The 19480-nt window shown below is 34.9% G+C and carries 16 protein-coding genes and 1 pseudogene; 12 read left to right on the top strand and 5 right to left on the bottom strand.

The annotated features are described in order from the left end of the window. Nucleotides 1-10: 10 nt before the first annotated feature. Nucleotides 11-430, top strand: a complete 420-nt coding sequence (locus ABDW27_RS11535) for an SRPBCC family protein (protein WP_343696040.1) — start codon at nt 11-13, stop codon at nt 428-430. 49 nt (nt 431-479) lie between these two features. On the opposite strand, the gene ABDW27_RS11540 is transcribed toward ABDW27_RS11535, so the two are convergent. Then, nucleotides 480-875 (bottom strand): rhodanese-like domain-containing protein, encoded by a 396-nt coding sequence (locus ABDW27_RS11540; protein WP_343696041.1) that lies wholly within the window; start codon nt 873-875, stop codon nt 480-482. Between the two features lie 146 nt (nt 876-1021). Between ABDW27_RS11540 and ABDW27_RS11545 the strand changes: the two genes are divergently transcribed. The 8 genes and pseudogenes from ABDW27_RS11545 (at nt 1022) to ABDW27_RS11580 (ending at nt 9182) form a co-directional block, all read left to right on the top strand. Further along, nucleotides 1022-1924, top strand: a complete 903-nt coding sequence (locus tag ABDW27_RS11545; RefSeq protein ID WP_073415343.1) for a LysR family transcriptional regulator — start codon at nt 1022-1024, stop codon at nt 1922-1924. Then, entirely contained in the window at nt 1909-2358 is a 450-nt protein-coding gene (locus ABDW27_RS11550) for a GNAT family N-acetyltransferase (protein WP_343696042.1), read from the top strand. Before ABDW27_RS11545 ends, ABDW27_RS11550 begins: the two co-directional genes overlap by 16 nt. Nucleotides 2359-2500: 142 nt before the next feature. Further along, nucleotides 2501-3334, top strand: coding sequence for an NAD-dependent epimerase/dehydratase family protein (locus ABDW27_RS11555; RefSeq protein ID WP_343696043.1), 834 nt, complete (start codon nt 2501-2503; stop codon nt 3332-3334). 171 nt (nt 3335-3505) lie between these two features. Next, a pseudogene (locus tag ABDW27_RS11560) lies at nt 3506-3983 on the top strand (methylated-DNA--[protein]-cysteine S-methyltransferase). A gap of 84 nt (nt 3984-4067) precedes the next feature. Beyond that, on the top strand, nt 4068-4781 hold the full coding sequence (locus tag ABDW27_RS11565; RefSeq protein WP_343696044.1) for a 3'-5' exonuclease: 714 nt from the start codon (nt 4068-4070) through the stop codon (nt 4779-4781). Between the two features lie 78 nt (nt 4782-4859). Further along, nucleotides 4860-5933: a winged helix DNA-binding domain-containing protein gene (locus tag ABDW27_RS11570; protein ID WP_343696045.1), complete on the top strand. Its 1074-nt coding sequence runs from the start codon at nt 4860-4862 to the stop codon at nt 5931-5933. A gap of 120 nt (nt 5934-6053) precedes the next feature. Further along, entirely contained in the window at nt 6054-7493 is a 1440-nt protein-coding gene (locus ABDW27_RS11575) for a nucleoside recognition domain-containing protein (RefSeq protein WP_343696046.1), read from the top strand. Nucleotides 7494-7577: 84 nt separating this feature from the next. After that, on the top strand, nt 7578-9182 hold the full coding sequence (locus tag ABDW27_RS11580; protein ID WP_343696047.1) for a fumarate hydratase: 1605 nt from the start codon (nt 7578-7580) through the stop codon (nt 9180-9182). Between the two features lie 136 nt (nt 9183-9318). On the opposite strand, the gene ABDW27_RS11585 is transcribed toward ABDW27_RS11580, so the two are convergent. Both ABDW27_RS11585 and dinB read right to left on the bottom strand, forming a co-directional pair. Next, the gene (locus tag ABDW27_RS11585) at nt 9319-9819 is read right to left on the bottom strand and encodes a PAS domain-containing protein (RefSeq protein ID WP_343696048.1); all 501 of its coding nucleotides are present in this window, start codon (nt 9817-9819) and stop codon (nt 9319-9321) included. A 95-nt stretch (nt 9820-9914) separates the two neighbouring features. After that, a complete protein-coding gene (gene dinB / locus ABDW27_RS11590) occupies nt 9915-10997 on the bottom strand; it encodes a DNA polymerase IV (protein ID WP_343696049.1) in 1083 nt (360 codons plus the stop codon). A gap of 141 nt (nt 10998-11138) precedes the next feature. On the opposite strand from dinB, the gene ABDW27_RS11595 reads away from it, so the two are divergent. Together ABDW27_RS11595 and ABDW27_RS11600 are read left to right on the top strand one after the other, a co-directional pair. Continuing rightward, the gene (locus ABDW27_RS11595; protein ID WP_343696050.1) at nt 11139-11873 is read left to right on the top strand and encodes a metallophosphoesterase family protein; all 735 of its coding nucleotides are present in this window, start codon (nt 11139-11141) and stop codon (nt 11871-11873) included. Nucleotides 11874-11922: 49 nt separating this feature from the next. Then, complete coding sequence (locus tag ABDW27_RS11600; protein ID WP_343696051.1) at nt 11923-12450, top strand: DUF6646 family protein; 528 nt, start codon at nt 11923-11925, stop codon at nt 12448-12450. Nucleotides 12451-12522: 72 nt separating this feature from the next. Here ABDW27_RS11600 and ABDW27_RS11605 read toward each other — a convergent pair whose 3' ends face one another. After that, nucleotides 12523-13410 (bottom strand): S-adenosyl-l-methionine hydroxide adenosyltransferase family protein, encoded by an 888-nt coding sequence (locus ABDW27_RS11605; RefSeq protein ID WP_343696052.1) that lies wholly within the window; start codon nt 13408-13410, stop codon nt 12523-12525. 190 nt (nt 13411-13600) lie between these two features. On the opposite strand from ABDW27_RS11605, the gene ABDW27_RS11610 reads away from it, so the two are divergent. Next, a complete protein-coding gene (locus ABDW27_RS11610; RefSeq protein WP_343696053.1) occupies nt 13601-16255 on the top strand; it encodes a TonB-dependent receptor in 2655 nt (884 codons plus the stop codon). 416 nt (nt 16256-16671) lie between these two features. On the opposite strand, the gene ABDW27_RS11615 is transcribed toward ABDW27_RS11610, so the two are convergent. After that, a complete protein-coding gene (locus ABDW27_RS11615; protein WP_343696054.1) occupies nt 16672-19443 on the bottom strand; it encodes a M4 family metallopeptidase in 2772 nt (923 codons plus the stop codon). Between the last annotated feature and the right edge of the window lie 37 nt (nt 19444-19480).

Here is a 19480-nt window from a genome sequence, read left to right on the forward strand (position 1 = left end):
AACGAATACTATGGCAACAAATGTTTCTACAATATTTTTAAGTGCGCCAATAGAAAAAGTCTGGAACGTATTGACAAAACCAGAATTGGTCAAACAATGGCAATACGGAAGTGATTTAATTACAGATTGGAAAATCGGTAACGAAATCAGATTCAGGAATGAATGGGAAGGTCAGGTTTTTGAGCAATGGGGAACAGTTTTAGAAGTTTCTCCAAATCAAAAAATAAAATATTCGCTGTTTTTTCCAAGACCGGAATTAGAAGACAAACCAGAGAATTATTTCATAATGAGTTATGTTTTATCTGAAGAAAATCAAAAAGTAAAACTCGAAATAATTCAGGAAGATAATCGTCCGGGAGCGGTTCAGGAAAAACCTCAAGGAGAAGAAAATCCAATTCTTCAGGCTTTAAAAGCTGTAGTAGAATCTTAAATTTATTTTCAAATATTTAAAGGCAGACCAACCAAGTCTGCCTTTCTATTTAACAAGCACATTGAATCTTTAACCCTGATTCAATTCCTTTAGTTCCTTGAGTAGCATAGCCATCAAACTTCCACCACTCAATTCCTCCTATTAATTCTTTTACTTTAAAACCTAATTTTGTCATATTCAAAGCGCCTTTAGTCGAAGCGTTGCAACCAATTCCGTCGCAGTATGTAACATACACAATATCTTTATCTAAATGTTTTGTAGTTTCTACAGACATTTCGCGATGCGGAATATTAATAGCATTTGGAATATGTTCTGCTTCAAATCCAAAAGCTTTTCTGGCATCCAATGCAATTACTTTTTCACCATTGTTTAAAGCATCGAATAAATCTGACGGATCCATTTCGAAAGCCAGTTTATGTTCATAAAATTTAATTTGCTCTTCCATAGTAATGTTGTTTTGTTGATTTTGTTTTTTCAAAAGTAGAAGAACATTTCATGCCATAAAAACGAAAAGAATTCATGAACCGCATTAGATTTTTTCATGCAAATGGCAGCCTAAAATTTTGTTCCTTTGTATATAAATCTCAAAAAATGGAAATACGCCACTTAAAATTGATAAAAGCAATTGTCGAAGAAGGAAGCATTACAAAAGCGATTGACAAACTTCATTTGACACAATCGGCTTTGAGTCATCAGCTCAAAGAAGCAGAATATCAATTGGGTACGGCTATTTTTTTACGAACCAACAAAAAACTGGTTCTCACAAAAGCAGGCGAAAAAATCTATGCACTTGCTAACGAAATTTTGGACAAACTCACCGAAACCCAATCTCAGATCAAACAAATGGTTTATGGTGAATACGGCGAAATCAGAATCAGTACAGAATGTTTTTCAAGTTATCACTGGCTTCCTCCGGTTTTAAAGCAATTTCATCTTTTATACCCAAATGTTGAACTGAAAATTATAACCGAAGCAACGCATATTCCGCTGCAAAAACTTTTAGAAAACACAATCGATATTGCCATTGTAAGCGACACGATAAAAGACAATCATATAAAATATACCGAGTTATTTCAGGATGAAGTTGTAATGGCCGTTTCAGAAAATCATCCGTGGGCAGATAAAAAATATGTCGTTGCAGAAGATTTCATCAACGAACATTTAATTATTCATTCCCTGCCAATGGAAACCGTTACGATTCATCAATTTGTTTTGGCCCCAGCCAAAGTAACACCAAAGAAAATAACACCGCTTCCGCTGACAGAAGCTTCCCTGGAAATGGTAAAAGCGGATATGGGCGTTATGTCGATGGCAAAATGGGCATTGCAACCACATTTAAAGAATAATCCAATTAAAGCCGTAAAAGTGGGCAAAAATGGCTTAAAACGAAAACATTTCATAGCGACAAGAGCAAACGAAACATATCCGGATTATTTTCAGCATTTTATTAATTTTCTTCAAAATGAAATTAACCTACAATGGAATATTCAATAAGAAACTGCGAAATAACCGATTTACCAAAATTGGTTATCCTCTGCCAAAAACACGCTGAATTTGAAAAAGCTGATTTTTCTCCGGAAGGAAAATTAGAAAATCTACAAAAAGCAATTTTCAGCGAAAATCCAAAACTGTTTTGTTTGGTTGTCGCCGTAAAAGAAACAATTGTTGGTTATGTTTCCTATACTTTTGATTATTCAACTTGGGATGCTGCGACTTTCCTGTACATGGATTGTTTGTTTCTGGAAGAAGAAGCCCGCAGTTTCGGAATCGGAGAAGTTCTAATTGAAAAACTAAAAGAAATCGGAACTCAGAATAACTGCGTAAACATACAATGGCAGACGCCTGAGTTTAATGAAAGAGCAATTAAATTTTACAATAGAATTGGTGCAAAAGGAAAAGATAAAGTGAGATTTACATTGACTTTATAATTTTTTCACGCAGATTCTGCAGATTTTAGCAGATTAAATTTAATTATAGAATCTGCTCCCATCTGCTTAAATCTTTTGAAATCTGCGTGAAACAAAAACCTCTGAACCTTTGTATCTTTGCTCCTTTGAACCTCAAAACAAAATGAAACAAATAAGCATATTAGGCTGCGGCTGGTTAGGTTTGCCTTTAGCGAAAAAACTAATCGAAAAAGGAATTTCGGTAAACGGATCAACAACTTCTGAAAGCAAACTTTCTATTTTAGAAAATGCAGGAATAAATCCTTTCCTTGTCATCCTGAGCGAAGTCGAAGGAAATATTGAAAGTGAAAGTATTTCTGGAAATATTGATGATTTTTTAGCTGAAAGCGAAATCCTGATTATTGATATTCCGCCCAAATTAAGAGCAGTTTCTTCCGATTCAAATAAAATTTTTGTTCAGAAAATGGAAAATCTAAATCCATTTATAGAAAAATCAACCATACAAAAAGTCTTATTTATAAGCTCAACATCGGTTTATGGCGATGATAACGAATTAATTACCGAAGAAACAATACCAAATCCGGAAACCGAAAGCGGCAAGCAATTGATTTTAGCGGAAGCAATTCTTCAAAAAAACAAAAACTTCGAAACCACAATTTTACGTTTCGGAGGATTAATCGGCGAAGACCGACATCCTGTAAAATTTCTAGCCGGAAAAGAAAATCTCGAAAATCCCGACGCTCCAATAAACTTAATTCATCTAAAAGACTGCATTGCCATTATTGAAGAAATCATAAACCAGGAAAAATGGAATGAAGTTTTCAACGCCGTTGCGCCTTTTCATCCATCAAGAGAAAATTATTATACGCTAAAAGCAAAAGAGCAAAACTTAGTTTTACCAAAATTCAGTTCTGAAAAATCAAATATCAAAAAGGTTATTTCCAGCGAAAAAATCGAAAACATTTTAAATTATCAATTTAAACTGGAGAATTATTAACCATATAAGTTATATAAGTTTATTTAAATAAAGCGTGCTAAACTTTGTACCCTTGCAATACCAACAAACTTAAATTACTTACTTAACTCATATGGTTTTAAAAAAAAACTTTGCTCCCGATAGCTATCGGGATTGCGAAACCTTTTTATCTTTGTGATTAAGCAAAAAATTATGGAAACAGTTTTCGTCAATTCGCCTTTAGGAATCACCAAAATAGTTGGAGACGAAGATGGTATTTCCATAATTTCGGTATCTGATGTTGGCACAAACGAAGTTTCTAAAAAAAATTCCAGAAATTCTAAAAGATGCTGTTTTGCAGCTTGAAGAATATTTTGAAGGCAAAAGAAAAGATTTCGACTTAAAACTAAATCCGCAAGGAACTGAATTCCAGCAGAAAGTCTGGAAAGCATTACTGGAAATTCCATACGGAAAAACGGTAAGTTATATGGATCAAACCAAAAAACTGGGCGATGTAAAAGCAATTCGCGCGGTAGCATCTGCAAATGGGAAAAATCCGCTTTGGATTGTTGTTCCTTGTCACCGCGTTATTGGTACAAATGGTTCTTTAACGGGTTATGCTGGTGGATTGTCTCGTAAAAAATGGCTTTTGGAACACGAAAGTCCATCACCACAGCAAAGTTTGTTCTAACAGTTTTTAAATAGTAAGAATTTTACGCATATTTGTAAAACATAAAATACAAGTCTAACAATCTAATATCTAAGAAGTCTGAAAATGATTGAAAAAATAAACCTTAACAACATTTTATTTCTTGATATAGAAACCGTTCCCGAAGAAGAAAACTTCAATTCTCTTGATGCAGAAATGCAGTCGCTTTGGGATTTAAAAACACAATATCAACGAAAAGACGATTTTACACCAGAAGAATTCTACGATCGCGCCGGAATTTGGGCGGAATTCGGAAAGATAATTTGTATTTCGGTTGGGTATTTTACAATCAAAGGCGATGTTCGCAATTTTAGAGTAACTTCATTTTTTGGAGAAGAAAAAAAGATTCTGAAAGACTTTAATAATTTGCTGAACAATCATTTCAATCAGCCGCAGCATCTTTTATGCGGACATAACGCTAAAGAATTTGATATTCCGTTTATCGCTCGCAGAATGATTATAAACCAAATTGCAATTCCCGACAAACTGAATTTATTCGGGAAAAAACCTTGGGAAATTGCACATCTTGATACTTTGGAATTGTGGAAGTTTGGCGATTACAAGCATTTTACATCACTAAAGCTTTTGACCAAGATTCTCGGAGTTCCATCGCCAAAAGGCGATATTGACGGAAGTCAGGTCGCACATGTTTATTATGTCGAAAAAGATATTGACCGAATTATAACGTATTGCGAAAAAGATACAATTGCCGTAGCACAGATTTTCCTTCGTTTACGTAGAGAAGATTTATTGATTGATGAAGAAATAATTCATGTATAATTTTTGAGGTGCAAAGGTCAAAGGGACAGAGAGACAAAGTTTTTAAATGAACTTATATAACTTATATGGTTTAATATTATGACGCATTCGGAAATTTCACATCATCGCCTTGTTTCGCAGAAACTGTATAAAACAGACAAATGTTCGCCTCAGGAAATTGTAAAACATTTTGGCGCAATGCAGGCGCAGGATTATGCAATGGCAAAATGGGCAATTGGTTCCCGATGTGACGCATCTGAAAAAGAAATTGAAGAAGCAGTAAACTCTGCGCAAATAATTCGAACTCATATTTTACGGCCAACCTGGCACTTTGTTTCTCCAGAAGATATTTACTGGATGTTAGATCTTGCAGGACCTCAAGTAAAAAGAATGACGATATCCGGAGCCAAAAAATTTGGTTTTGATTCTAAAAAACTGGAGCAGGCTAATAATTCTATTGAAAAATTATTATCTGGAAACAATCATTTAACCCGAGATGAAATTATGCAGGAACTTGGCATTAAAAGAACTTCTAAAGAAGATTTTCTAAGTGCCGCGATTATGATGCATGCCGAACAAGATGGTTTGGTTTGCAACGGAAGAATGAAAGGTAAAAAAATTACTTATGGTTTGCTGGAAGAACGCGTTCAAAAACCAAAAACCAAATTGACAAAAGAAGAAGCTTTGGCAAAATTAGCCTTACGATATTTAGAAAGTCACGGCCCGGCAACTTTGCTGGATTTTTCGTGGTGGTCTGGTTTTCCGCCTACAATTTGTGCAAAAGCTATTGATGCAATAAAGTTGCAACTAGAATTTGTTGAAATTGAAAATCAAAATTATTACTTTGTAAATCAAAATATTGAAAAGGTTAACTTCAAGCAAAGCATTCACTTTCTTCCAGCTTTTGATGAGATTTTGATTTCGTATAAAACCAGAGAAGCTTCCTTTTTAACAGATCATCAAACAAAGGTTTTTACCAATAATGGAATCTTCAAACCGATAATTCTGGAAGATGGAAAAGTTATCGGAATATGGAAACGAACCATCAAAAAAGATCATGCTAAAATTGAAACGGAGTTTTTTAATGAAACTGAAAATTCTAAAAAACAAATTCTTTTCGAAGGAATAAAGTCCTTTGAAAAGTATCTCGGAACTAAAATTGTGATCGAATGAGATTCAAAAAGTCAAAAATTTAAAAATAAATTCAAACGAATTAATTGGTCTTAAATCACGAAATTGACTTTTGTAATTGTCATTACAATTGATTTATTACATTTACAAAAAATTCTCATTATGGTATTAAGCAGATTCTGGTTAGTTATTTTTATTTCTTCGATTCTTTTTATTGTAGTCAGTTTATTTACTGCCAATACTTATACTATTGATTCTGTTTTAAATGGAAAGAAAGACGATCCTATTTTAGTTTCTGAAAAATACATTCATGAACTTCCGGCTTTTCTTAAAGACAGTATTAAAAAAGCGCCAGATCAAACCATGATTATCAATCGTGATACGCTTAATGCCGATACAACTTATGTTTATAAAAACAAAACGGTAAAAATTTACAGCGGACTTCAAAAATCTGATGGTTTACTGCCAACTTGTAAAAGTACTTTGGTTGATTTGATTCTGCCGCTTATTGCTTATCTGGCTTTCTTTTGCGGATTAATGGAACTTTTAATTGTTTCCGGAGCTTCTGGAAATCTAGCAAAAGTTTTGAGTCCGGTTTTTGTAAAAGTGTTTCCAAGTATTCCTAAAAATCACCCATCGATCTCATACATGACGTTGAATTTTGCTGCTAATTTCCTCGGATTAGATTCGGCCGCAACTCCATTTGGATTAAAAGCTATGGAAAGTTTACAGGAAATAAATCCCGATAAAGACAAAGCCAGCGATGCACAAATTATGTTTATGTGTCTTCATGCTTCGGGTCTAACCTTAATTGCAACTTCGATTATTGGATATCGCGCTGCTGCAAATGCAAGTAATCCTGCCGATGTTATGCTGCCTTGCATTATTACTTCTTTTATTGGAACAATTGCGGCATTTTTAATTGTTGGAATCAAACAAAAAATCAATTTCAAAAGTGCTTCTCTTCTTATCGTCTTAATGGGATTAATCGCCGCCATTGTTGGTTTGCTGATGTATGTTAACCATTTGGATATAATTGGAAAAAACTATTTTACTTCTAACCTTTCCGGATTAATTTTAATCGCCATTATTGCTTTTACTTTGATTTTTTCTTTTAAAAATGAAAAGAAATTCAGCGAAGCCAATACAACCGTTTTTGAAACTTTTGTTGTGGGTGCCAATAACGGAGTGAAAACCGGGGTTACAATTTTTCCTTACGTTTTAGGAATGCTGGTTGCGATTTCATTATTCAGAAACAGTGGTTTATTTGAAATCATCAGTGATGGAATTGCTTTTGTTTTCTCGAATATGGGAGTTAGTAAAGAAATTACGAATGCGCTGCCTGTTGCTATGCTTCGTCCGTTTAGTTCTGCTGGTTCCCGCGGATTCTTAATTGATTCAATGAATACTTTTGGTGCCGATTCTTTAACAGCAAGATTGAGTAGTATTTTTCAATGCAGCGCCGAAAGTACGTTTTATGTTATTGCGGTTTATTTTGGTTCTGTGAATATCAAAAATACCCGTTATGCCTTGGGTACTATGCTTTTGGTGGATTTAATTTGTGTGATTACCGCTATTTTTGTGGCTACCTGGTTTTTTTAAAATCATCTTTGCGCATATAAATACACCCCTAATTCAAATTCTTTCTTAGGTAAATAATTTCTAACTTTGTAAAAAAACAAAGAAATGATTGATTTTATATACCAGGATCCTTACCCAATTTTAAAGGATGATACGCAGTACCGCAAAATTACCTCTGATTTTGTAAAAGTTGAAAAATTTGGAGAACGTGAAGTTTTAACCGTTGATCCAAAAGGTTTAGAATTATTAGCTGAAGAGGCTTTAACAGATGTTTCGTTCATGCTGAGAACAACGCATTTGCAAAAACTAAGAAAAATTCTTGATGATCCTGAAGCTACAGACAACGATCGTTTTGTGGCATATAATTTACTTCAAAATGCTTCAGTTGCTGCCGAAGGTCAATTACCAAGCTGTCAGGATACCGGAACTGCTATCGTAATGGCAAAAAAAGGCGAAAGCATTTTTACTGGTGTTGATGATGCAGAATGGCTGAGCAAAGGTATTTTCAACACATACCAAAAACGTAATTTACGCTATTCTCAAATTGTTCCGATTTCGATGTTTGAAGAAAAGAATTCAGGCTCAAATCTTCCGGCGCAAATTGATATTTATGCTAAAAAAGGAGCTTCTTACGAGTTCTTATTTATGGCAAAAGGCGGAGGATCTGCAAACAAAACATATTTGTACCAACAGACCAAATCGCTATTAAACGATAAATCAATGGATGCTTTTATCCGTGCAAAAATCAAAGATTTAGGAACTTCGGCTTGTCCGCCTTATCACTTGGCTTTGGTTATTGGCGGAACTTCTGCGGAAGCAAACTTAAGTGCCGTTAAAAAAGCATCTGCAGGATATTATGATCATTTGCCAACTTCTGGAAATATGGCTGGTCAGGCATTTCGTGATTTAGAATGGGAAGAACGTGTTCAGAAAATCTGTCAGGAAAGTGAAATTGGAGCTCAATTTGGAGGGAAATATTTCACGCATGACGTTCGTGTAATTCGTTTACCGCGTCACGCAGCATCTTGCCCTGTTGGATTGGGAGTTTCATGTTCTGCGGATAGAAATATCAAAGGAAAAATTACCAAAGACGGAATCTTCGTTGAGCAATTGGAAGTAAATCCAAAACAATTTTTACCAAAATCAGCTCCGCATCTGGAAGCTCCGGTTGAAATTGATTTAGATCAGCCAATGGCAGACATTTTGGCTAAACTTTCTCAATATCCTATCAAAACACGTTTAAAACTAAACGGAACTGTAATTGTTGCCCGCGATATTGCCCACGCAAAAATCAAAGAGTTATTAGATGCCGGAAAACCAATGCCGGATTACTTTAAAAACCACCCGGTATATTATGCCGGACCAGCAAAAACTCCGGAAGGAATGGCTTCTGGAAGTTTTGGACCAACAACTGCGGGACGTATGGACGTGTATGTGGATGAATTCCAAAAACATGGCGGAAGTATGATCATGCTTGCAAAAGGAAACCGAACTAAACAAGTTACAGATGCCTGCAACAAATACGGTGGATTCTATTTGGGTTCTATTGGAGGTCCTGCAGCAATTTTAGCACAAGACAATATCTTAAAAGTTGAAGTGGTTGATTTTGAAGAATTAGGTATGGAAGCTGTTCGTAAAATTACAGTAAAAGATTTCCCTGCTTTCATCATTACAGATGATAAAGGAAATGACTTTTTTGAAAATCTATAAATTTAGCGGCTAAGGTACTAAGATGCTGAGTTACTAAGTTTTTTTAAAATATAAAAACCGCCTAAATAGGCGGTTTTTCTTTATATAAACTTTGTGTTCTTTGCGTAAACCTTAGCGTTCTTTGCGGTTAAAAACTCTAAGCGCTTTTTTCTTCTTTTTCAAATGCTATAAAGTGTGAAATTTCTCCTTTTGAGTTATAAACCGGAGTTGCATCAACGTTGCATTTGTATATTCTGCCGTCTTTTTTGTAGTTATTAATCGTTTTTTTAAACGGAACTTTTAATTCTATTGCTTCTCGTATTTCGTTTAAAACGAATTTACAAGTATCAGGTCCCTGAAACATTTTAGGTGTTTTGCCTAAAACTTCTTCTTCATAATATCCTGTCATTCTTTTAATTCGGTTCGAAGCAAAAACAATTTTTAAATCCAAATCGGTAATAAGAACAACTTCATCTTTAATTCGTTCTTCAATTTGTAAGTCTTTTTCGTTCCAGGTAAATTCTGCAGAAATCTTATTTACCTTTTTCATGTCGGCAAAAACCGCCTTCAATTCATTTAAGTACTCATAATGAAGATCTAAGGCCAAAATTGGCACCAGAGTACGGCTTGTTATATCTTCAGAGCTATGTTTTTTCATTTTAAATGAATATTAGAAATCATTCCTCTCAAAGTTAGAACTAAAGTTACAAAATAAATTACGGGAAAACCTCATTTACTAAAATTTTACTAAAATTAAAATTCGAACTTAAGCTGTACCACAACGGCTTTCTTAACTTCATTGTTCAAATTGTTTAGTGAAATTCCGAGCAGGCGAACAGAATCTTTCATTTTTTCCTGATAGAGTAATTCTTCAATAACTTCCATAATCAAACTTTTATCTGAGATAAAATAGGGTAATGTTTTACTTCTCGTCTGTTGGGTAAAATCACTGTATTTAATTTTTAGCGTAACAGTCTTACCCGAAATATTATGCTTTTTTAATCGTTTTTCTAATGATACAGCAATTCTTTCGAGTTGTTCGAGCATAAAGATCTCCGAAGACAAATTAACATCAAAAGTATGCTCTGCTGCAACAGATTTTGTAATTCTATACGGTTTTACTTCACTGTTATGAATTCCACGAACAACTCTGTAATAAAAACCGCCTGATTTCCCGAAATGTTTTTCAAGAAATTCCTCTGATTTACTTTTAAGATCTAAGCCCGTGAAAATTCCCAGCTGATACATTTTTTCAGTCGTCACTTTACCAACTCCGTAAAATTTTCGGATAGGCAATTCTTCCAGAAAAGGGATAATTTCATCCGGATTTACTGTTTTCTGTCCGTTTGGTTTATTGAAATCGCTGGCTATTTTGGCCACAAATTTATTTACAGATATTCCTGCCGAAGCTGTTAAACCAACTTCATTTAAAATTCTGGATCTTATTTCCTGCGCCAATAAACTTGCACTTGGGTTTCCTTTTTTGTTTTGGGTAACATCCAGATAAGCTTCATCCAGCGAAAGCGGCTCAACCAAATCGGTATAATCATGAAAAATTTTATGAATCTTAGAAGAAATCTCTTTGTACCGATCAAATCTCGGCCGGACAAAAATAATTTCCGGACAATATTTTTTTGCCAAAACCCCGCTGATAGCACTTCTAACACCAAATTTTCTGGCCTCGTAACTTGCTGCCGAAACTACTCCTCTATTTTCTGATCCGCCAACCGCAACAGGTTTTCCGCGCAGAGCAGGATTATCCATCTGCTCTACCGAAGCATAAAAAGCATCCATGTCTATATGAATTATTTTTCGATATGTTGGCGCATCTGACATTCTGCAAATTTAAACAGGAAAGCACTAAAAAGAAAGCAGTTAATAGTTCTAAATCGTATCAATTTTGAAAGATTAACAAGGAAATGATACCAAACAAATCATTTTAATTATTTTTGTAGTTACTACCCGAAATATTTTAAAATGCGAACATTTGTTATAGGCGACATACACGGAGGATTACGCGCACTTGAGCAAGTGTTGAATAGAGCCGAAGTTACTACACAAGATACTCTTATATTTTTAGGCGATTATGTTGACGGCTGGAGCCAATCGGCTGAAGTTATTGACTTTCTTATAGAATTTAAAAAAACGCAAAACTGTATTTTCATCAGAGGAAATCATGATCAGCTGGCGTTGGACTGGCTTGAAAACAGGCATGAAGATTTTGATGAAGAAATGTGGTACAAACATGGCGGAAGAGCTACTGTTGAAGGATATTCTAAAATTTCACCAGAAAGAAAAAAAGATCATATTGCTTTTTTTGAATCGCTGAAGGATTATTATTTAGATGATGAAAACCGTCTTTTTGTTCATGCCGGATTTACGAATCTAAACGGTGTTGTCTGGGAATACTTTCCTAAATTATTCTATTGGGACAGAACCCTTTGGGAATCAGCATTGGCTTTAGACCCAAATTTAAAACCTGACGATTTATATTACCCGAAACGTTTTACAGTTTATAAAGAGATTTATATTGGCCATACGCCTGTTACCAGAATTGGAGAAACGGTGCCAATAAACAAAGCCTGCGTTTGGAATGTCGATACCGGAGCTGCTTTTAAAGGCCCTCTGACGATTATGAACATCGATACAAAAGAATTCTGGCAGAGCGAACCGTTAAATGAATTGTATTCTAACGAAAAAGGTAGGAATTGATATATAAAAATTTAATATTTGCACAGCAAAATAATTAATATTTAAGTTTATGAAAAAAGTTATCACATTATTGTTTTTAGTATCGTTTGGATTTATTCATGCGCAAAAAGCTTTTAGCGGAAAAGGCGATATGAAAGTAAACGTAGGTGCTAATCTACAAGATGGAGGATCAGGAATTCAAGGTTCTATCGACTTTGGTTTAGGAGAAAATTTCTCTTTCGGATTTGTTTCTACTTACTTACTTGGAGTAGATAATTTCAATGGTTACTACCACGGAGGACCAACTTATTACAACGATTACAAACCGGAATTTAAAGATCGTTTTGATGCAAAAGCAAGAATCAATGCGAATTTAAGCAGTGTTATTGGTGTTGAGCAATTAGATGTTTATCCAGGTTTAAGCTTAGGTTTACATAACTTTGGAGGACACATTGGAGGACGTTACTTTTTTACTGACGGATTTGGTGTTTTTACAGAAATTGGTTTCCCTATTGCAAAATACAGCGACAACAACGATATGTTCGATCACTTAAATAATCAGGCTACTTTTAGTTTAGGAGCTTCTTTTAATTTATAAGAGAATTTATCTCGCAAAATTTTATAAAAAAACCGCTCAATTGAGCGGTTTTTCTTTTTATGTAAAACAACATTATTTGCTTAACTGAATTGTCCAGTCAGCGCCGCTGTAAATTTTATGCTTGGCTGAAAAACTTCCCTGATTTACGGCTAATGAAAAATTCAAAAGACTGTTGAAATACGTAACATCTGTTCCTACAGGAACTTCTCCAAAAGTATTTACCAGTTTTAATTTTCCGTCATATACTTTTTTAGTTCCGTTGAAAATCTGAATTTTAACAAAGTCTCCCGCTTTTAAACCAAGATTTGCAAATGTCTTTTTATCAATATTTGTCCACACATTTCCGTATTGAATATCCAGAATTGGAATTCCGCCTTTGATAACTCCGTTTTCAAAAACTGCTTTTTGATAATCTATTTTAACTACTTCATTCGCCAATTTTGGCCCAACTTCTTCAAAAGTAATTATTTTTGATGCTAAACGCGCGCCTGTAAAAGCATACACATCACGTCCGTGAAAAGTATATGACTCATTTGAGTTTTGACGTCGGTTTTTAACCTCATCGATTTCACGAACTTCCTGAATTCCTAATTGTTCAGCGATTAAAGTTAAAGTTCCGTTATCTGGCGTTACAAAATAATGACCCGATTTTGTCAATAAAACTACAGAATGTCTTGCTGTTCCTACTCCCGGATCACAAACTGAAACAAAAACAGTTCCCGTTGGATAATATTGAGCTGTTTGTGATAAACGATAAGCTGCTTCCCAAATATTAAAAGCCGGAATTTCGTGCGTTAAATCAAATATTTTCAAATCGGTAGAAACACCCATTGCAACTCCTTTCATAGCAGAAACCGCTCCATCTTTCAAACCAAAATCAGATTGAAAAACCAATACATTATTTTGCGAAAAACCATTAAATGTAATAGCAAGCAAAAAAAGTAATACTCTTAATTTCATTTTTTCTATTTTTGAATTTATGCAAAGATATTTCATTAAAATCAAAAAATCATATAATGAATTTACAAAAAACAAGATTTTATAAATCGATTTTAGTTTTTTACAATTACATTTGCATTTTATTCTTTATCCTATATAAATAGTAGGAAAATAATCTCTCCAATACTTTTAGTACAAAACCATTTTTATTATGAGAAAAAAATTAAAACTTATTATAACACTCGTTCTCACATTGTCGAGCAGTTTGTTTTTTGCCCAAAATCACGAAATCAGCGGAACAATCACAACTGAAACCGGAATTCCGTTAGAGTTTGCTACTATTCTTGTAAAAGGTTCAAAAACAACCGCAACAAGCGATGCGTTGGGAAAATTTAAAATCCAAGCTTCAATAAATAACCCAACACTTATTATATCGCTATTTGGCTATCAAACCAAAGAAATTGTAGCAAAAGATCATTTTGTGGATGTTCAATTGATTTTAGAAAATAATAATTTAGATGAAATTGTAGTGGTCGGAAACAGAAACCCAAAGAAATCTAAACTCGAAACCGCCGTTCCTGTTGATGTTGTAAATCTGGCTAAAATTAGAAACACAACACCGCAAACGACAACAAATGACATTTTAACGTATTTGATTCCGTCTTTCAATTCAAACCGACAATCTTCGGCAGACGGGACGGAACATATTGATCCGGCGTCTTTACGAGGTTTGGGTCCGGATCAGGTTTTGGTTTTGATTAACGGAAAAAGAAGACACACAACTTCTTTGGTAAATTATCAAAACACGGTTGGAAATGGTTCTGTTGGAACTGATTTAAGCGCAATTCCGGCTTCGGCAATTAAACGAATTGAAGTTTTACGTGATGGCGCGGCAGCACAATACGGTTCTGATGCGATAGCTGGTGTTATAAATTTAGTTTTAAAAGATAACGCAGGTTTAGAAGCCAATGCCACTTATGGTTCGACTTCCAGAAATGACGGTCAAACCACAAATTTGAATTTAAATTACGGAACAAAAATTGGCAATAAAGGCGGTTTTATAAATCTTTCGGCAGAATTTAATGACCGTCAGAAAACAAATCGTTCTCAAAATCATAACCTTATTATTTTTGATCAATCGGCAGAAGGTAATTTCTTTGCTTATGATTTTGCCGATGATCCTGCACAATCACGTCAAATTGATGATAATCTTTTAGCTCAAAACGGATTGAAACGTGATGATTTTAATTTTCAGATTGGAGATGCTAAAATCCAGAATATTCAGGGCTTCTTTAATGCTTCAATTCCGTTAAACGATCAAATCGAATTTTATGCTTCTGGAGGTGTGAGCCATAGAAAAGGAACAGGTTACGGTTTTAGACGTTTACCAAGTGAAACTGAAAGTGTTGTGGCTTCTATTTTTCCATTTGGTTTTCAGCCTGAATTAAACTCGGTTGTTACGGATCTGTCTTCTTCTTTTGGATTCAAATTCAAATTTGGCGAATGGAAACTAGATTTAAGTAATACAATTGGAGAAAACAAATTTGTTTATGATGTTTCAAACACGAACAACTTTTCTCTGGGAGATGCCAGTCCGACAGAATTTAAAGCCGGAAATCATTCTTTTCTTCAAAATACGGTAAATGCTGACATTTCAAGATTGTATAAAGATATTTTCAGCGGATTGAATGTTGCTTTTGGTGCCGAATATCGTTATGAGAAATATAAAATTGTTCCAGGCGAAGAAGCTTCTTATATTGATGGCGGCGCGCAGTCTTTTCCAGGATTTTCTCCTCTAAATCAAGTTAACGAAGATAGAAACAGTGTTGGTATTTATGCTGATGTTGAAGCGGATATTACTGATAAGTTTTTAGTTGGAATTGCGGGTCGTTATGAAGATTATACCGATTTTGGAAATACTATAAACGGTAAACTATCTTTGAGATATAAAATCCTGAATAATCTTTTTGTGCGCGGCGCGATTAGTTCTGGTTTTAGAGCGCCTTCATTACATCAGCAATATTTCAATAATATCGCAACAGATGTTGTTGATGGTGAACTTCTGAATTCGGGTATTTTTAGAAATGACAGCGACGTAGCAAAACAACTCGGAATTCCGAAATTAAAAGAAGAAACGTCTAGAAATTACAGTTTTGGAGTTGTTTTTTCTCCAACAAAAAATTTGCATATAACTGCAGATTATTATCATATTCGAATTGATAACCGAATCATTTTGACCGGAAATTTAGGAAACGATGCTTATGGAGATCCTGTTCCTGAACTTCGTAATTTATTTGCTCAATATGGGGCGCAAACGGGACGTTTCTTTACTAATGCAATTAATACTACTACAGATGGTCTTGACGTTGTTATCGATTATGATTTGAATGCCGGACGTGGTAAATTGAATCTTTCTTTATTATACAATTACAACAACAATCAGGTTGATAATCAGTTAAACAATATTCCGGCCATTTTTGTTGGTCAGGAAGATGTTTATTACGGACCGCAGGAAAGAAGTCTAATCGAATCGAATACTCCTAAACACAAAGGAACTTTTGCTGTTAATTACAGTATTGATAAATGGAATTTCTTGCTGAGAAATACTTATTTTGGTGAAGTTATTCGAGATGGTTTCCCTTTTGGCGGAATCCAGAAACATAATGGCAAAGTGGTTACTGATTTGACCGTTGCTTATAAAATTACGCCTAGAGTTCAGTTTGCTTTGGGTGCTAACAATTTATTTGATGTTTTCCCGGATAAACAAATCTATGAAAACAGTTATTACGGAGTATTCAAATATGCACCGGTTCAAATGGGAACTACGGGAGCTTATTACTTTGGAAGAATGAGTTTTTCTTTGTAGGCATTTTAACCGCAAAGGGCACTAAGGTTTCTCGCAAAGTTAGCAGAGTTATTTTTCTTTGTGAGAGATTTAATCTCGCAAAGTCGCGGAGCCGCAAAGTTCATTGTTTAGATTCAATAGCGTCCAGCTTTAGCTGGATGAAAAAGTAATCAAAAGGAAAAGGGCTTTAGCCAAACGATTATGTTTGGCTAAAGCCCTTTTGTGTATAAATTATACTTCCTCCAGCTAAAGCAGGAGGCAATTAATAAAAACTTGGCGACTTTGCGACTCCGCGACTTTGCGAGATTAAAAAAAATTTGGCGAACTTCGCGAAAAACCTTAGCTCTCTTTACGTTAAAACCTTTTTGCGGTTAAAAACAAAAAAAAGCCCCGCAAATTGCGAGACTTTTCTATTTTAACTAACTAATTCAATTCTCTTATTTTTTAGCAAATTTCTTCACAATTTTTTTATCACCGTTATTTAATTCAATAAGATAAATTCCTGTGCTTAATTTACTTACATCAATAGAACCTGCAACTTGTCCTGAGCCCAGCTGCTGCCCTAATGCGTTTATGATTTTATATGAATAATTTTCTTCAGAAAGAGAAACATTCAATTCGCTTTCAACCGGATTTGGATATAATGCAAAACCAACTGGTGCCGAAGTTTCTACTAAACCAGCTGCAATTTCTACAGCTTCTATAGTTCCGGCAGCGGTAATATTAATTGAATAATCTTCAACTTGTCCATAAGAGAAACCTTCACAAGATGTTGGAATTGCATTGTACTTCATAGAAACTCTCATTCTGGTAGTTCCTAAAGCTGCAGTTGCCGGTATTGTAATTGTTCCTGTTACCGGAGTTGTTTTTGATGCTGATTTTGTCCAAACTGTTTCTCCAGAATCTGAGAAATCTCCATCTTGGTTATAATCAATAAATACTGCATAACCTTCGTTATAAATAGTCGATGTCCAGGTTGGAGTTATCGTAATTGTATAAGCAGAACTTCTCGCAGCATTTGTAGAAACTGAAGTATAGTTTTCATATCCTGTTGTTCCTGTAGATGTATTGTTGATTGTACCAAAAACTACTTTACCAATTCTTTCATCACTAGCACTAGTTCCTTGTGAATTACAATATGTTACAGAAGTTGTTGTAGTTGTTACATTTACTGTATTACTAGCTGCAGAAACATTTCCTGCAGCATCTTTAGCTTTTACGCTAAAAGTATACGCTGTTGAAGGAGTTAATCCTGTAACTGTGTATGAAGTTGTAGTTGAAGAACCTTTAAGAGTTGTTCCCTGGTAAATATCATATCCAGTAACCGCTACGTTATCTGTAGAAGCTGTCCATGTTAAATTTGTAGTTGTTCCTGTTGTACCAGAAGCAGCTAAACTAGTTGGCGCAGATGGTGCAGTTGTATCTGTTCCTCCAGAATATGCAGCTCCAACTCCTACAGCGTAAAATGCATTTGTAGTGGCAATAACCTCAGCAGAACCTGCTCCGTATAAATCAATAGCCGATTGTATTCCGTAAGTTCTTGCGTTAGCATAAGTTGAGTTTGCTCCTAAATAAGCATCTTCTAAACGGAAAGCAATTTTTTCAGCTTTATCAAGAGTAATTCCTGTTACATTATAGGCATTTCCAAGATCATTAGTTCCTGATTTACCTACTGATAAAATATAAAACCAATGGTTTAAAACACCAGAATTTGTGTGTACACCACATTGGTCATTACTATTACTTGGCGTACAGTTTACATTTACCCAATAAGTTCCGCCGTAAGTATCCGGCTGTCCTTCTGCATTTGGATCACTCATAGAACGTAAAGCTACGTGTCCGCTTCTTCTTTCGATATCTTCACCTACAAGCCAAATTGATTTTGTTGGTGCAGAATGGTATTCAATACAAGCTGCCCAAATATCTGAGAAAGCTTCATTCATCGCTCCCGATTCTTTTTGATACGCTAAGTTCGCTGTATACGTACAAACTGCGTGACCAATTTCGTGTCCGGCAACATCAAGAGAAGTTAAAATATCAAATCCGCCTGTACCGCTTCCGTCTCCATAAGTCATAACACTTCCGTTCCAAAATGCATTATTGTTGCTTGAGTAACCAGCTGCAATCAGGTTATAGTGTACATAACTTTTAATTTTTGCACCGGCATTATCAAAACTGTTTCTTCCGTGAACAGATGACCAATAATCATACGTCTTTTCAGCGCCCCAATGTGCATCCAAAGCGCCATTGTCTTTATTAGTATTATTGTACTCTGCTGCTGTCCAGTTATTATCAGCATCTGTAAAGTTTGTTGTTGGATACGTTGCTGTTCTCGCAGAATTATACGTTTGAATTCCCAAACCACGAGATGTATCTGATAAAATATAAGATGATCCGCTTAAAGTAGTTTGAATTGTCTGCGTTCCGCTGTAACGAGTTTCAGCATTTGCTGCAACGAACGCCATTTTTGATGCAGCGGCATTGTTATTAGCTGAACTTGAAATCTTGCTTCCATGAACATTGTCATTCAGGTGCTTTATTGTTGCATTATAAAACAAAGCTTTTCCGGTTTCGGCATCAATATAAAGATCTCCGCGGCTTAGCGGTTTTGTGGCATAAATATCAAATTTATATGCCAGGCGAAGTTTATCATTACCTCTTTTCAAACCTTGTTGTTCCATATCCGGAAGTAAAACCAATTCTCCTTTAGGTTTTTCGTAACCCAATTCGATAGCATCTTGTGGTTTCTCCCAAAGATATTCTGTTGCATGTGTATAACTTAATGCTTTATTAAATGCATCTTGTGAAGATAGTGCCGGAGTAAGTTTCACATTTTCGATGTTGTAATATTCACCGTTCATTGAAACTAATTTTCCATCTTTTGAGTGTAAAGTATAATTTGCAAATTCTACTTTGATACCCTGTTCATACAATTGAAATTTTTCATGCGTATAACCCAGTTTATCCGACTCGGTTCTAATTTTTGTGAAAGTTTGAGAATCTTTTAAACCCAGCTGTTCTTTAAAAACCTTTTGTGATTCTGAACTTTTATAAGTCGAAAGTTCGTTAAATGTAATTAAGTTTGGCTGGCCGTTTTCTGAAATGCTTTTCTGATTGATCCGTTTGTCAGTTTGAACCTGAGCGAAGGCAGAAAACGAAAAAGTTAGCACAACGGCTGTTGCGGCAATTTTTGGTAATTTTTTCTTCATAATAAGGGGGTTTTAAGTTAAGTTAAATGATTAAAAA

This window comes from Flavobacterium sp. (assembly GCF_039595935.1).
Taxonomy (GTDB): Bacteria; Bacteroidota; Bacteroidia; order Flavobacteriales; family Flavobacteriaceae; genus Flavobacterium.